The organism is Hansschlegelia beijingensis (genome assembly GCF_045505405.1).
GTDB classification, from domain to species: Bacteria; Pseudomonadota; Alphaproteobacteria; order Rhizobiales; family Methylopilaceae; genus Methylopila; species Methylopila beijingensis_A.
Genome location: NZ_JBJKEX010000055.1, coordinates 1 through 13976 on the forward strand (window position 1 = coordinate 1; position 13976 = coordinate 13976).

Below are 13976 nucleotides of genomic sequence, written 5' to 3' on the forward strand. Positions count from 1 at the left end.
CGCGGCCGCGCTGGAGGCCGCGTTCGACGCTGCGGCCGGAAAGCGCGAGGCGCGCGACGCGCGGCTGATCTCGATCCGGGGCGCGCGCGAGCACAACCTCAAGAACGTCGACCTCGACATTCCGCGCGACCGTCTCGTCGTGTTCACGGGCCTGTCCGGCTCGGGAAAGTCGTCGCTCGCCTTCGACACGATCTACGCCGAGGGCCAGCGGCGCTATGTCGAGAGCCTGTCCGCCTATGCGCGCCAGTTCCTCGAGATGATGCAGAAGCCCGACGTCGACCAGATCGACGGCCTGTCGCCCGCCATCTCGATCGAGCAGAAGACGACCTCGAAGAACCCGCGCTCGACGGTCGGCACCGTCACCGAGATCTATGACTACATGCGCCTGCTGTGGGCGCGGGTCGGCATCCCCTATTCGCCCGCGACCGGCCTGCCGATCGAGAGCCAGACCGTCAGCCAGATGGTGGACCGGCTCAAGGAGCTGCCGGAAGGCTCGCGGCTCTACCTCCTCGCGCCGGTGGTGCGCGGCCGCAAGGGCGAGTACCGCAAGGAGATCGCCGAGTTCCAGAAGAAGGGCTTTCAGCGCCTCAAGATCGACGGCGTCTTCTACGAGATCGCGGACGCGCCGGCGCTCGACAAGAAGCTGAAGCACGACATCGACGTCGTGGTGGACCGCGTGGTGATCCGCGGCGAGATCGCGAGCCGCCTCGCCGACAGTCTGGAGACGGCGCTGGGGCTCGCGGACGGCATCGCCATCGCGGAGTTCGCGGACCAGACGGACGAGAATGGCGAGGCCCGTCGGCTGACCTTCTCCGAGAAGTTCGCCTGCCCGGTCTCCGGCTTCACCATCGCGGAGATCGAGCCGCGGCTGTTCTCCTTCAACAACCCGTTCGGCGCCTGCCCGGCCTGCGACGGCCTCGGGACCGAGCTCAGCGTCGATCCCAACCTCGTCGTGCCCGAGGGCGGCATCTCGCTTCGCAAGGGCGCCATCGCGCCATGGGCGCGCTCCACCTCGCCCTATTACATCCAGACGCTCGACGCTCTCGCCAAGCACTATGGCTTCTCGCTGACCAAGCCGTGGGCCGACCTGCCCGAGAAGGCGCGCAACGTCATCCTCTATGGTTCCGGCGACGAGAAGGTGCGCTTCGTCTATGACGACGGCCTGCGCTCCTACGAGACGGTGAAGACCTTCGAGGGCGTGGTTCGCAATCTCGAGCGCCGCTGGAAGGAGACCGACAGCGACTGGGCGCGCGAGGAGATCGGGCGCTACATGTCCGAGGTCCCCTGCCTCGTCTGCGAGGGCTACCGGCTGAAGCCGGAGGCGCTCGCGGTGCGGATCGGCGACAGCCATATCGGCCAGGCCTCGCAGCTGTCGGTGAAAGCGGCGCACGCCTGGTTCGGGGACCTGCCGAACCGGCTCACGGACAAGCAGAACGAGATCGCCTACCGGATCCTCAAGGAGATCCGTGACCGGCTGCGGTTTCTTGTCGACGTCGGGCTCGATTACCTGACGCTCGCCCGCGGCTCCGGCTCCCTGTCCGGCGGCGAGAGCCAGCGCATCCGGCTGGCGAGCCAGATCGGCTCGGGGCTCACCGGCGTGCTCTACGTGCTCGACGAACCCTCCATCGGCCTGCACCAGCGAGACAATGAGCGGCTGCTCGGCACGCTGGAGCGGCTGCGCGACCTCGGCAACACGGTCATCGTGGTCGAGCATGACGAGGACGCGATCCGTCTCGCCGACTACGTGGTCGACGTCGGCCCCGGCGCCGGCGTCCATGGCGGCCGGATCGTCGCTTCGGGCACGCCCGACCAGGTGATGTCGAACCCGGACAGCCTGACCGGGCAGTACCTCACCGGCGAGCGCATGGTGCCGACGCCGCCGCGCCGCCGGCCCTTCGACAAGAAGAAGACCCTCAAGGTCATCGGCGCCCGCGCCAACAACCTGAAGGACGTGACGGCCGAGATTCCGCTCGGGACCTTCACCTGCGTGACCGGCGTCTCTGGCGGCGGCAAGTCCACCCTGCTGATCGACACCGTGTTCAAGGCGGCGGCGCGCAAGCTCAACGGCGCCAACGAGAACCCGGGGGCGCATGAGCGGATCGAGGGCTTCGAGGCGCTCGACAAGGTCATCGACATCGACCAGTCGCCGATCGGCCGCACGCCGCGCTCCAATCCCGCGACCTACACGGGCGCCTTCACGCCGATCCGAGACTGGTTCGCCGGCCTGCCGGAAGCCAAGGCGCGCGGCTACAAGCCCGGCCGCTTCTCGTTCAACGTCAAGGGCGGCCGTTGCGAGGCCTGCCAGGGCGACGGCGTCATCAAGATCGAGATGCACTTCCTCCCGGACGTCTACGTCACCTGCGACGTCTGCAAGGGCAAGCGCTACGACCGCGAGACGCTGGAGGTGACCTACAAGAACAAGTCGATCGCCGACGTGCTCGACATGACGGTCGACGAGGCGGTCGTGTTCTTCAAGGCGGTGCCGTCGATCCGCGAGAAAATGGAGACGCTGGCGCGGGTCGGGCTCGGCTATGTGAAGGTCGGCCAGCAGGCCACCACGCTTTCGGGCGGCGAGGCGCAGCGCGTGAAGCTGTCGAAGGAGCTGTCGCGTCGGGCCACCGGGCGAACGCTCTACATCCTCGACGAGCCGACCACCGGCCTGCATTTCCACGACGTGGCGAAGCTGCTCGAGGTGCTGCATGAGCTCGTGGACCAGGGCAACACGGTCGCGGTGATCGAGCACAATCTCGAGGTCATCAAGACCGCGGACTGGATCATCGACATGGGTCCCGAAGGCGGCGACGGCGGCGGCCAGGTCGTGGCGACCGGAACGCCGGAGCAGATCGCCAAGGCCAAGGGCAGCCACACCGGCCGCTTTCTCGCCGACGTGTTGAAGCGCCGCCCGCTCAGGCCGGCGATGAAGGACGCGGCGGAGTAATTCCTGGGCAGAGCCGTTTTCTGGGCGCCGCCGCAAGTTTTACGGTCGGCGCAAAGCTCATCCGGAACTTCCTCTATATTTCCTCACCGAGCCCATGACTGGCGCGCAGTGCAGCACTGTGCGTCCAGTTCTTCTGCATCGAGCCCCGGCTCCCTACTTCGTCGCTCCAACGCACCCTCATCGGGCCGGCGAGCCGCATTTCGCGTGCTCCCGCCCAGGACCTTTGGACGACCGAAATGCTGTTCTGGACCTTCCTCCTCAAGCGCTACCGGACCTGGAGGAGCTATCGCGCGACGTTCGCGAAGCTCGCCAGCCTCGACGGCCGCACGCTGGCCGACATCAACGTAGCGCGCAGCGAGATCCCGCTCGTGGCGCGGCGGGCGGCCCTCGCCTCTTCCTGATCCCGGCTTCCTGATCCCGGCTTCTCTGCGGATCGGCGCGTCGCGGGCCTCCGGAGCCTGTTTGCCCGTCGGCGCGCCGTTGCCCGCGCCCGGCGCGCCCACTACGGTCGCGCGATGATCGACACCCCCGACAACGCACCCGTCCACGTCATCGGCGGCGGCCTCGCCGGCAGCGAGGCCGCCTGGCAACTGGCGCAGGCTGGCGTCCGCGTCGTGCTGCACGAGATGCGGCCGCAACGCTCCACCGAGGCGCATCAGACCGACTCGCTCGCCGAGCTCGTCTGCTCGAACTCGTTCCGCTCGGACGACGCCGAGCAGAACGCCGTGGGCCTCCTGCACCAGGAGATGCGCGCGCTCGGTTCGCTGATCATGCGCTCGGCGGACGCCAACCAGGTCCCGGCCGGCGGCGCTCTCGCGGTGGACCGCGACGGCTTCGCGGCCGCGGTCTCGGCCGCGCTTGAAGAACACCCCCTGGTGGAGATCCGGCGCGAGGAAGTCGCGGGCCTGCCGCCCGCCGAATGGGACAGCGTGATCGTCGCCACCGGCCCGCTCACCTCCGATCCGCTCGCGCAGGCCATCGCGAAGCTCACCGGCGAAGATGAACTCGCGTTCTTCGATGCGATCGCCCCGATCGTTCACGCCGAGACGATCGACATGAACGTCGCCTGGAGGCAGTCGCGCTACGACAAGGTCGGGCCCGGCGGGACGGGCGCGGACTACCTCAATTGCCCCATGACGCGGGAGCAGTATGAGGGCTTCGTCGCGGGGCTGGTCGCGGGCGAGAAGGTCTCGTTCAAGCAATGGGAGGCCTCGACCCCCTATTTCGACGGCTGCCTGCCGATCGAGGTCATGGCCGAGCGCGGACCCGAAACGCTGCGCCACGGCCCCATGAAGCCGATGGGCCTCACCAACGCGCACAAGCCGGACGAGAAGCCCTATGCGGTGGTCCAGCTCCGCCAGGACAACGCGCTCGGTACGCTGTTCAACATGGTGGGTTTCCAGACGAAGCTCCGCCACGCCGAACAGGTGCGGCTGTTCCGCACCATTCCGGGACTCGAGCGGGCGGAGTTCGCCCGGCTCGGCGGGCTGCATCGCAACACCTATCTGAACAGCCCGAAGCTGCTCGACCGTTCGCTTCGGTTGAAGGCCGAGCCGCGGCTGCGCTTCGCCGGGCAGATGACGGGCTGCGAGGGTTACGTGGAGAGCGCCGCCATCGGCCTTCTCGCCGGCCGTTTCGCGGCGGCCGACCGGCTCGGCGACAGCGTCACGGCGCCGCCTGCGACCACGGCGCTCGGCGCGCTGCTCGGCCATGTCACCGGGGGCCATCTCTCGGTCGAGGGCGAAGGCCCGAAGAGCTATCAGCCCATGAACGTGAACTTCGGCCTGTTCCCGCCGATCGAGGGGCCGCTTCGCAGCGCCGACGGCTCGCGCCCCCGCGGCGCCGCCAAGGCGCAGGCGAAGAAGCGCATGTTCACCGACCGGGCCCGCGTCGATCTCGCGCGCTGGCTGTCCGGCGACACGACGCCCGCCGCAGAGGCCGCCGAATGAGCGAGACCATCGAGGATCTGGTGCTGCGGCTCGCGACCGAGCGGGGCGCCGGCAAGACGATCAGCCCCGCCGAAGCCGCCAAGGCCGCAGCCGAACAGCGCGGCGAAGAGGATTGGCAAGGCCGGCTCGGCGGCGTGAAGGCCGCGGCGACGCGGCTGGCGCGACGCGGCCGGCTGGCGATCTACCGCAAGGGAAAGCCGGTCGATCCGGAAACCTTCAAGGGCGTCTATCGCATCGGCCTGCCGCCTGCGAGCGACGGCGACGAGCCGGAGCAGTTGGAGTCTCCCGCCACGACGCCGGTCGGAGACGACGGCGTAACCGATCCGCCGACGGAGGCGTAGACAGGGGCAGTCCGATCGCTCTCGCGAGGCGCCCATGCCGAACCGCCGCCAGATCCTGCTTTCCGCCGCCGCGGCGGCGCTGATCCCGTCCCTGGCGGACGCGGCGAGCATGCAGCGCTACGCCAATGTGAACTTCGAGGACGCGGTGGCCGCGGGGGGCCCCGTGGTCGCGCATATCGACGCCGACTGGTGCCCGACCTGCCGGGCCCAGCGACCCGCTCTGGCGAAGCTTCTGGACGACGGCCGGTTTGCGGCGTTCCGCGCCTTCCAGGTCGATTACGACACCGAGAAGAAAGCGATGCGCGCGCTGAACGCGCCCGACCGCAGCACGATCATCGTGTTCAGGGGCGGACGGGAGGTGGCGCGCTCCGTGGGAGCCACCGACAAGGCGGCGATCGAGGCCCTGCTGGCGCAGGGACTGTGACGCCTGCTCACACCACCATCTGGTTGCCGAGCTCGACCACGCGGCCGGCCGGGATCCGGAAGTATTCGGTCGCGTCATAGGACTGGCGGACCAGGAAGATAAAGACGTGGTCCTGCCAGAGCGGCATGCCCACGCTTGCCGATGCCCGGAACGATCGACGCCCGACGAAGAACGACGTCTTCATCATGTCGAACGGCAGGCCGTGCTCCTTGGCGAGCGACAGCGCCCGCGGCAGGTTCGGGTCCTCCATGAAGCCGTAGCTTAGCTCCAGCGTCGAGAAATCCTCCGACACCCGCGTCAGGCTGATCCGCTCTTCCGGCGGCGCCACCGGCTGGTTCAGCGTGTGCACGGTGACGATGACGTTCCGCTCGTGCAGCACCTTGTTGTGCTTGAGGTTGTGCAGCAGCGCCGGCGGCGTGATGCCGGGCGACGACGTGAGATACATCGCCGTGCCCTTCACGCGGGTCGCCGAGCTCGTCGACATTGACCGCGCGAACTCGCCGATCGGTATCGCTTCGTGCTCGATCCGGCCCTGCACGTAGCGGGTGCCGCGGATCCAGGTCCACATCACGACGACGCCGACGAGGCCCAGCATCAGCGGTATGTAGCCGCCGTCCTTGATCTTCAGCAGGTTGGCGCTGAGGAAGGCGGCGTCGGTCATCACCAGCGGCGCCATGATCAGCAGCGCGACCGGCCAGCCGAGCTTCCAGGCCTTGGCGATCACCACCACGGCGAGGATCGTGGTCATGATCATCGTGCCGATCACGGAAAGGCCGTAGGCCGCGGCGAGCCGGCTCGAGGTCTGGAAGGTGATCACCAGGAACAGCACGCAGGCGAGCATCAGCCAGTTCACCTTGGGCATGTAGATCTGCCCGTGCTGGGTCTCGGAGGTGTGCTGGACCTCGAGATGCGGCAGCAGGCCGAGCTGCATGCCCTGGCGCGTCAGAGAATAGGCCCCGGAGATGTTTGCCTGGCTCGCGACCACCGTGGCCAGACAGGAGAACAGCACCAGCGGCAGCCGCAGCCATTCCGGCGCGAGCAGAAAGAACAGGTTGCTGATCGCGTCCGGCTGCGTCGTCGCGAGCGCGGCCTGGCCGAGATAGTTCATCACCAGCGCCGGGAGCACGAGACCGAGCCACGCCGTGCGGATCGGCCCGCGGCCGAAATGGCCCATGTCGGCGTAGAGCGCCTCCGCGCCGGTCACGGCGAGGAATGTCGCGCCCAGCACCACGAAGCCGAGAAAGCCGTGTTCGAACAGGAACAGGAGCGCGTGGTAGGGATTGAGCGCCGCGAGCACGCTGGGCGCGTCGAACACGTGGTAGAGCCCGAGCCCGAACAGCGACAGGAACCAGACCACCATCAGCGGGCCGAACAGCGCCGCCACCCGGCCCGTGCCGTAGGATTGCGCGGCGAACAGGCCGATGATGATCGCGATCGTCATCGGCAGCACATACGGGCCGAGCGCCGGAGCCGCGACGTTCAGGCCCTCGGTCGCGGAAAGCACCGAGACCGCCGGGGTGATCACCGCGTCGCCGTAGAACAGGGCCGCGCCGACGACGCCCAGCGCCAGCACCATGTTGGAGCGCCTGCCGAGAGCGTTTCGCGCCAGCGCCATCAGCGAGAGCGTGCCGCCCTCCCCGTGGTTGTCGGCGCGCAGCAGGATGATGACGTATTTCAGCGTCACCACCACGATCAGCGACCAGATCAGCAGCGAGGCGACGCCGACGATCTCCTCCGCGTTCGGCACGCGCCCGAGATGGAGCAGCGACTCCCGCATCGCATAGAGCGGGCTCGTCCCGATGTCGCCATAGACGACGCCGACGCTGCCGATCGTCAGGGTCCAGAAGCCGTGGCGCTTTCCCTTGACCGCCACGCCTTGCGTGGCGCTTGCGCCGTGTGTCCCGCTCGCCCCGGCGGTCTGGCCGTCATAGGCCTGGCTCGAGGCCACGCTTTGCGAGGCCGCGCCTTCGTCGGAGCTTGTCGTCATCGTGACCCTTGAGCCGCGTCCACGGCGGAGCGTTGCGCCGCACAATCTACGGCACGTTGGCATATCTGTGAGTGATCAGGGGCGGGGCAACGGGCCGCTCACATAGCCCAACAGCCAATAGGTCACAAGGCCGACCCATTCCCGCACCGCCACGTCCACGCGGCTGAGCCCGGCGCTCACCGACCGGAAGGGCCGCAGGGCGTCCTCCGATCCGCGGGTCCGGAAGTCCACCGGCCAGGCCTCGACCTGCAGCCCCACGGCGCGGAAACAGCCCATGGAGCGCGGCATGTGGTAGGCGGATGTCACCAGCAGCCATCGGTCCCCGGGGCGCGGGTCGATCAGTTCGCGCGTGAAGCGCGCGTTCTCGATCGTGTTCCGGGACCGGTCCTCGAGCAGGATCCGTTCCGGATCGACGCCGAAGCTCTGCAGCAGCCTCGAGGCGAGATCAGCCTCGGTGGCGCCGCCGAACAGCATCGTGCCCGAACCTCCGGAGAACACGATCCGGGCCTGCGGCCAGCGTCGGGCGAGCTCGGCGATCTCCGTGAGCCGTCCCGCCGCCTTGGTCAGCGCGATCTCCCCGCGGGACGCCGCCACCACCGTGTCGAACGAGCCGCCGAGAACGATGAACCCCGTCGGCGTCGGATCGTCCGATGCGCGCGGAAAACGTTCCTCGAGCGGAATGAGAAGCAGGTTGCCGAGCGGCGACAGCCCCGCGATCGCCAGCGACAGGATCGCCGCGCCCATCAGGGCGGAGCCGAACCCGCGGGCTCCCAGCAAAGCCGCGAGCCCGCCGGCGAGGCCGGCCATCACCGCAAGGTTTGAAGGCGTCGCGAGAAAGCCCATAACCTTGGACAGAACGAAGAACATGAGGGCCTGCCCATCTTGCGGCTCTGCGATCGACTCGACGCTTTCCCGATGAAAGCGCGGTTACGAGGACGGCTCCAGAGCTCCGCGCCGCGAAAGGTTGCGTCGGTTGCCAGCCACCCTCGCCGAGTGTTTCGAGCGCAAGACGAACGATCTCGCCGCCGTTCGGCTGCTCGCTGCGACCACCGTGCTCTACTACCACGCCTGGATCGTCACCACGCCCGGAATCAAGACGGCGGACTTCTTCCATATCTTCGGCTTCTCGCCGGACTTCCAGGGTGTGCACGCCTTCTTCATCCTGTCGGGCATGCTGCTGACGCGTAGCCTGATGCGGCGACAGGACCCGATCCGTTTCATCGTCTCGCGCCTGATCCGCTATCTGCCGCCGATCTTCGTCGCCGCGCTGTTCGCGACGATCGTGGTGGGGCCGCTGGTCACCACGGAGCCGCTTCGCGACTATTTCAGCGCGGACCTCCTCCGGTTCATTCTGGTGGTGACAACCCTCTACGACGTCAACGCCACGCTGCCGGGCGTTTTCATGGAGAGCCCCCAGCCGGGCATTCTCTTCGTCCCGCTCTGGACGGTGCACTATCAGCTGGTCTTTGAGGTGGCGCTCGTGGCCATCTGGGCCGTCCGCCTGATGCGCTGGCGCCGCCTCGCGCTGGCGGCGCTCGCGCTTACCGCGGTGGTCAACCTGGGGTGGTTCTGGAACGGGGAGAGCTACGCCTATCTGGGCTCGCTCCACCACATGGTGCGGTTCTCCACCGCCTTCGGCATCGGCGTGGTGCTCTCGCTCTATGCCGACCGGGTGCCGGTGTCGAACCGGATCCTCCTCGTGATCGCCGTGCTGGCCGCGCCGCTGGCCTACTCGCACGTGGCGGCGCTCGCGGGCATGATCCTGATCGCCTACGCGATCCTGTGCATCGGATTTCTCGGCGGCCGCCTCACCGCCGCGCTCGCCCGGCTCGGGGCCTGGTCCTACGGGTTCTATATCTGGGGCTACATGATCGAGCAGTTCGTCGCCGACGCCGCGCCCGAATGGTCCGCGATCCAGGTCTTCCTCGTAGCCCTCCCGCTCTCGCTCGCGGCGGGCGCCCTGTCATCGAAATATGTGGAGCGGCCGCTCGGCCAGTTCGTCAGCCCGCTCACCGCAGCGATCCGGCGCCGCCTCGCCATCGCCTGACGGAAAGCGAGGCTTCGGTCGCACTGTGCGCGCTGAGGCTCAGTTGATCGGCCCTCGCAGGGCGACCCAGCCGCCCTTCATGCGCGCCCCGAAAAAGCGGCGGGAGCCGGACGTGCGGTTAGCCCTCAGTTGCCGGTGGAGGCGAACCGGCGCCAGTCGTTCGGCCCGCCGACGAAGACGTTCTGGTCGACGTTCCCGGTGATCCCCGGAACTCGCCCTGTGGCCGTGTGCTGCCACATGGCAAAGCTGCGCGAGCCGTATTTCAGCGAAGGATGGCCGGCCACGCTGCGAAGCCAGAAATGGTGCTGCGGAAAGGCGGCGACCAGCGCGTCGCGGTGGAAGTCGACGCTGGTGTAGATCATCGGCCGCTTGCCGTAGTGCCGCTCGACGATGCGCAGGAAGCTCGCCATCTCGCGGTGGATCTCGGCGACCGGCGGCCGGCGCTTGCAACTCGGAGAGTGCGGGTTCCACTCCATGTCGAGCACCGGCGGCAGGGCGTCCGGATCGGCAGGCACGTTGCGGATGAACCAGGCGGCCTGTTCGGCGCCGGTGCGGCAGAAATAGTAGAAGTGGTAGGCGCCCCGCGGGACGCCGGCGGCCTTCGCCGCCGCCCAGTTTTCGGCGAAGCGATCATCGACGCGGTCGCCGCCCTCGGTCGCCTTCACATAGGCGAAGGAGACGCCGGACGCCCGAACCGTCGCCCAGTCGATCGTGCCCTGGTACTTGGAGACGTCGATGCCCTTGATGCCGTGGTCGTCAGGCGTGGTGACGACGCCCGACAGCGGAGAGGACAACCCGGTCGCGGTGTCGACACTGGTGGTCAGCCGCGTCGGCTGAATGTCGACGTCGCCGCTCACCGAAGAGCAGGCGCCCAGCCCCATCACGGCGAGCGCCGCGATCGCGACGCCCAAGCCGCGCAAGCGCGCGGCGCGTCCCCCGTTCACTCGCATGGCCCCGATCGCTCCCCGTTGGCGGAGGTATCTTAGTCCGATCGCGACCCTGCGCTGTTCACGGACGCGTGAACGGCGTGTGGTTCAGCACGCGCTGCTGGACCTCGGCCGCAGCGACACGCTGCGAGGCGCGGGTGTCCTTCGTTCCGTCGACCAGCGTGACCATACCGACGAGCAGGCCGCCGAATACGAGACATCCCGCAAGGCGTCCAATCATCGGGTCAATCATCGCGGGGCACTCCAGTGACTGTCGGATCACGCGAAGCGTAAATCTCGAAAGGTGGCGAAAGCGTTAACACTCCGCTCACCATGTTTCACGCCCCGATCCCTATTCCGAACCACCAGGTCGCGAGCCCGAGGAAGGAAAAGAACCCGACGGTGTCGGTGACTGTCGTGAGGAACACGCCGGACGCCACGGCCGGGTCGGCCTTCAACTTGTCCAGCGTGAGCGGGATCAGAATCCCGAAAAGGCCGGCGCAGACGAAATTGGTCACCATCGCCGCGCCGATGATCAGGCCGAGTTGCGCGTTCTGGAACCAGGCGCCCGCGAAGGCGCCGACCAGAACGGCAAGGATGACGCCGTTCACGAGGCCGACCAGCGTCTCGCGGCGGACGAGCCGCCGGGCGTTGTGGCTGCCCAGGTCGCGCGTGGCCAGGGCGCGCACCGCCACCGTCATCGTCTGTGTGCCGGCGTTGCCGCCCATGGAGGCGACGATCGGCATCAGCACCGCGAGCGCGACCATCTGCTGGATCGTGCCTTCGAACAGGCCGATCACGCTGGCCGAGACGAAAGCGGTGGCCAGGTTGATGAGCAGCCAGAAGATGCGGCTTCGCGCGGTGTAGAGCACCGGGTCGGAGATTTCCTCGTCGCCCGTGACGCCGCCAAGCGCGCGGAGATCCTCGTCGGCTTCCTCCTCGATGACGTCGAGGATGTCGTCGACCATGAGGACGCCGACCAGCCGTCCGGCGTCGTCGACGACCGCGGCCGAGACCAGGTTGTAGCGCTCGAACATGCGCGCCGCCTGTTCCTGGTCTTCCGTCGCGCGGATCGTGCGCGGATTCTCCTCCAGAATTTCCGAGAGCAGCCGGCTGCGGCGCGTCCGCAGCAGGCGATCCAGCGGCACCGAGCCCAGCAGCTTGTGCGCGGGATCGACGACGAAGATCTCGTAGAAGGTGTCAGGCAGGCCGTCGGTGTCGGCGATGTAGTCGATGGCGTGTCCGACGGTCCAGAACGGAGGCGCCGCCACGAACTCGGTCTGCATCCGCCTGCCGGCGGAATCTTCCGGGTAGTCCAGGCTGCGGGTCAGCGCGACGCGGTCGAGCGCCGGCATCTGCGCGAGGATCCTCGCGCGGTCGGCCTCGTCGAGGTCCTCCAGGATGTAGACGGCGTCGTCGGAGTCGAGCTCCCGCATGCCCTTCGCGACGGTCTCGGGCGGCAGCTCCTCGAGGAGCTGGATACGCACCGTCTCGTCGATCTCGGTCAGCGCCGCGAAATCGAAGTCCTTGCCGAGAAGTTCGATCAGCTTCGGCCGGTCGTCGGGTCCGAGCGTCTCGATCAGGTCGCCCAGATCCGATTCGTGGAGGCGCCCCGAAAGCTCGCGGACCCGCGCAGCGTCATTCGCCGAGATCGCCTCGGCGACCTCTTCGACGAATCCCGAGGCGAGTCGCCCGTCCTCGTCCCGGATCTCCGGCTCGAGCTCGCTCGTCGCGTCGCGCGGATCGGCGTCAGCGGTCATGCGCCCTCGGCGGGTTCGGGATGGAAGCGGCAGCGCGCTCGCGGTGTAGGTCGTCCGGCGCCGCGCCGCAACTCAGGCGCCAGCCGCGTGGGAGCTCAAGAACGTCTGGAGCTGTAGGCCCTCGCGGGCCTCTTGGCCTCGCGCGGCTATGCGCGGCGCAAACGAAAACGGCCCGCTCGAAGGCGGGCCGTTTTTTCGATCGGAGGTCCGGGGGTCCGACTGTGTCGGGGCCTCCGGCGATCTTCAGTACAGTTCAGTTGGTGCGGTCGAGAAGACTCGAACTTCCACGGGTTGCCCCACAGCGACCTCAACGCTGCGCGTCTACCAGTTCCGCCACGACCGCGGCGGCGTGCTGATAACAAATCGATCTCCGGACCACAAGCGGCTTCGGCGGCTCTCAGGCTGCGACGTCCGGCAGCCCCTCCGCAGGCTCGCGCTCCGTGCGTCCCCGCTCGTCGCGCAGCAGCATGCTGGTGATCTCGACGCCGATGCGGTCGCCGCTGACGAACACAGCGCCTCTGGCGATCGGATGGTCGTTGGCCAGCAGCGTCACGGCGTCGTCCTCGCCGGCCTGCAGCTCGATGACGGCGCCGCGCCCCATCCGCAGCAATTGGTGGATGGGCATGGTGGTGGCGCCCAGCACCACCGAAATCTCGAGGTTGACCTTGCTGATCGGTGGCACGAAACGTCGTCTCCGCCTGCGCGGCCGTATCCGCGCCCAGCCGATCACGCCACGGACGTGGTTAACGCATGGTTGATCCCGCGCTTCCGAGACGACGCGATTCGCTCGCGGGCGGCTTCCTGACGGAGGCACCGGCCGCCCCTGTGGCGTGGCGCGTCACCGACGGGCTCACCGGCTACGAGGAAGCCATGGCCGCCATGGAGGCGCGCGCGGCGGAGATCGCGGACGGGCGAGCGCCCGAACTGGTCTGGCTGCTCGAACATCCCCCGCTCTACACGGCCGGCACGAGCGCGCAGGCGGCGGATCTGACGCAGCCGGACCTGCTGCCGGTATTCGCGACCGGTCGCGGCGGCCAGTACACCTATCACGGGCCAGGACAGCGGGTGGCCTACGCGATGCTCGACCTCCGGCGCCGCGCGCCGGACCTCCGCCGTTACGTGGCCGCGCTCGAAGCGTGGCTGATCGCCACGCTCGATCGTTTCGGCGTCGCGGGCGAGCGCCGCGAGGACCGGGTCGGCGTGTGGGTGCGCCGTCCGGACCGAGCACGCGACGCGGAGGACAAGATCGCGGCGATCGGCGTGCGGGTGAGGCGCTGGGTCACGCTCCATGGCGTCAGCCTCAACGTCGAGCCGGACCTGTCGCACTACGCCGGCATCGTGCCCTGCGGCGTCCGCGACCATGGCGTCACGAGTCTCGCCGACCTAGGCCGAATCGTCTCGATGGCGGAGGTCGACATGGCTCTGCGGGAGACGTTCGAGGAGATCTTCGGGCCGACCGCCGACGACCGCTGAGCTCGCCTAGGCGTCGTCCGCGACATGGACGCCGTCATGGCCGGCCACGTCCGAGGCGTCGGCGGTCGGCCCGAAGATCTCCTCGAACGTCTCCCGCAGAGCCATGTCGACCTCCGCCATCGAGACGATTC

The 13976-nt window shown here is 68.3% G+C and carries 13 protein-coding genes and 1 tRNA gene; 7 read left to right on the forward strand and 7 right to left on the reverse strand.

Features of this window, described 5'->3' with window-relative positions; translation table 11 throughout:
- The 5 genes from uvrA to ACIKT0_RS05750 all read left to right on the forward strand — a co-directional run.
- On the forward strand, nucleotides 1-2938 hold a 2938-nt coding region (uvrA, locus tag ACIKT0_RS05730; RefSeq protein ID WP_474998494.1), incomplete at its 5' end, for an excinuclease ABC subunit UvrA.
- Between the two features lie 236 nt (nucleotides 2939-3174).
- Complete coding sequence (locus ACIKT0_RS05735; protein WP_407104414.1) at nucleotides 3175-3339, forward strand: DUF1127 domain-containing protein; 165 nt, start codon at nucleotides 3175-3177, stop codon at nucleotides 3337-3339.
- Nucleotides 3340-3453: 114 nt separating this feature from the next.
- Nucleotides 3454-4887: a methylenetetrahydrofolate--tRNA-(uracil(54)-C(5))-methyltransferase (FADH(2)-oxidizing) TrmFO gene (gene trmFO / locus ACIKT0_RS05740; RefSeq protein ID WP_407104415.1), complete on the forward strand. Its 1434-nt coding sequence runs from the start codon at nucleotides 3454-3456 to the stop codon at nucleotides 4885-4887.
- A complete protein-coding gene (locus tag ACIKT0_RS05745; RefSeq protein WP_407104416.1) occupies nucleotides 4884-5228 on the forward strand; it encodes a DUF3253 domain-containing protein in 345 nt (114 codons plus the stop codon). The genes trmFO and ACIKT0_RS05745 overlap by 4 nt, the downstream gene beginning before the upstream one ends.
- 34 nt (nucleotides 5229-5262) lie before the next feature.
- Nucleotides 5263-5652: a thioredoxin family protein gene (locus tag ACIKT0_RS05750; protein ID WP_407104417.1), complete on the forward strand. Its 390-nt coding sequence runs from the start codon at nucleotides 5263-5265 to the stop codon at nucleotides 5650-5652.
- Between the two features lie 7 nt (nucleotides 5653-5659).
- On the opposite strand, the gene ACIKT0_RS05755 is transcribed toward ACIKT0_RS05750, so the two are convergent.
- Both ACIKT0_RS05755 and ACIKT0_RS05760 read right to left on the reverse strand, forming a co-directional pair.
- Complete coding sequence (locus ACIKT0_RS05755) at nucleotides 5660-7639, reverse strand: potassium transporter Kup (RefSeq protein ID WP_407104418.1); 1980 nt, start codon at nucleotides 7637-7639, stop codon at nucleotides 5660-5662.
- A 75-nt stretch (nucleotides 7640-7714) separates the two neighbouring features.
- The gene (locus ACIKT0_RS05760) at nucleotides 7715-8506 is read right to left on the reverse strand and encodes a YdcF family protein (protein ID WP_407104419.1); all 792 of its coding nucleotides are present in this window, start codon (nucleotides 8504-8506) and stop codon (nucleotides 7715-7717) included.
- A gap of 106 nt (nucleotides 8507-8612) precedes the next feature.
- On the opposite strand from ACIKT0_RS05760, the gene ACIKT0_RS05765 reads away from it, so the two are divergent.
- Nucleotides 8613-9686, forward strand: a complete 1074-nt coding sequence (locus tag ACIKT0_RS05765; RefSeq protein WP_407104420.1) for an acyltransferase family protein — start codon at nucleotides 8613-8615, stop codon at nucleotides 9684-9686.
- A gap of 125 nt (nucleotides 9687-9811) precedes the next feature.
- Here the strand turns inward: ACIKT0_RS05765 and ACIKT0_RS05770 are convergent, their stop codons facing one another.
- The 5 genes from ACIKT0_RS05770 to ACIKT0_RS05790 all read right to left on the reverse strand — a co-directional run bounded on the left by ACIKT0_RS05770 (nucleotide 9812) and on the right by ACIKT0_RS05790 (nucleotide 13054).
- The gene (locus ACIKT0_RS05770) at nucleotides 9812-10636 is read right to left on the reverse strand and encodes a glycoside hydrolase family 25 protein (RefSeq protein WP_407104421.1); all 825 of its coding nucleotides are present in this window, start codon (nucleotides 10634-10636) and stop codon (nucleotides 9812-9814) included.
- A gap of 58 nt (nucleotides 10637-10694) precedes the next feature.
- Nucleotides 10695-10865 carry a hypothetical protein gene (locus ACIKT0_RS05775; RefSeq protein WP_407104422.1) on the reverse strand — a complete coding sequence of 57 codons (171 nt, stop codon included), beginning with the start codon at nucleotides 10863-10865 and terminating at the stop codon, nucleotides 10695-10697.
- Nucleotides 10866-10950: 85 nt separating this feature from the next.
- Nucleotides 10951-12372 carry a magnesium transporter gene (gene mgtE, locus ACIKT0_RS05780; RefSeq protein WP_407104423.1) on the reverse strand — a complete coding sequence of 474 codons (1422 nt, stop codon included), beginning with the start codon at nucleotides 12370-12372 and terminating at the stop codon, nucleotides 10951-10953.
- Between the two features lie 258 nt (nucleotides 12373-12630).
- Nucleotides 12631-12715: transfer RNA gene (locus ACIKT0_RS05785), tRNA-Leu, on the reverse strand.
- 54 nt (nucleotides 12716-12769) lie between these two features.
- Entirely contained in the window at nucleotides 12770-13054 is a 285-nt protein-coding gene (locus tag ACIKT0_RS05790) for a FliM/FliN family flagellar motor switch protein (RefSeq protein ID WP_407104424.1), read from the reverse strand.
- Between the two features lie 68 nt (nucleotides 13055-13122).
- On the opposite strand from ACIKT0_RS05790, the gene lipB reads away from it, so the two are divergent.
- The gene (lipB, locus tag ACIKT0_RS05795) at nucleotides 13123-13845 is read left to right on the forward strand and encodes a lipoyl(octanoyl) transferase LipB (protein WP_407104425.1); all 723 of its coding nucleotides are present in this window, start codon (nucleotides 13123-13125) and stop codon (nucleotides 13843-13845) included.
- The last annotated feature ends 131 nt before the right edge of the window (nucleotides 13846-13976 follow it).

Excerpts from the sequence above, each read along its gene's own strand:
- ACIKT0_RS05755 (WP_407104418.1), bottom strand. The coding sequence starts at position 7,639 with ATGACGACAAGCTCCGACGAAGGCGCGGCCTCGCAAAGCGTGGCCTCG.
- ACIKT0_RS05770 (WP_407104421.1), bottom strand. The coding sequence starts at position 10,636 with ATGCGAGTGAACGGGGGACGCGCCGCGCGCTTGCGCGGCTTGGGCGTC.
- ACIKT0_RS05775 (WP_407104422.1), bottom strand. The coding sequence starts at position 10,865 with ATGATTGACCCGATGATTGGACGCCTTGCGGGATGTCTCGTATTCGGC.
- ACIKT0_RS05745 (WP_407104416.1), top strand. The coding sequence starts at position 4,884 with ATGAGCGAGACCATCGAGGATCTGGTGCTGCGGCTCGCGACCGAGCGG.
- trmFO (WP_407104415.1), top strand. The coding sequence starts at position 3,454 with ATGATCGACACCCCCGACAACGCACCCGTCCACGTCATCGGCGGCGGC.
- mgtE (WP_407104423.1), bottom strand. The coding sequence starts at position 12,372 with ATGACCGCTGACGCCGATCCGCGCGACGCGACGAGCGAGCTCGAGCCG.
- lipB (WP_407104425.1), top strand. The coding sequence starts at position 13,123 with ATGGTTGATCCCGCGCTTCCGAGACGACGCGATTCGCTCGCGGGCGGC.
- ACIKT0_RS05750 (WP_407104417.1), top strand. The coding sequence starts at position 5,263 with ATGCCGAACCGCCGCCAGATCCTGCTTTCCGCCGCCGCGGCGGCGCTG.
- ACIKT0_RS05760 (WP_407104419.1), bottom strand. The coding sequence starts at position 8,506 with ATGTTCTTCGTTCTGTCCAAGGTTATGGGCTTTCTCGCGACGCCTTCA.
- ACIKT0_RS05735 (WP_407104414.1), top strand. The coding sequence starts at position 3,175 with ATGCTGTTCTGGACCTTCCTCCTCAAGCGCTACCGGACCTGGAGGAGC.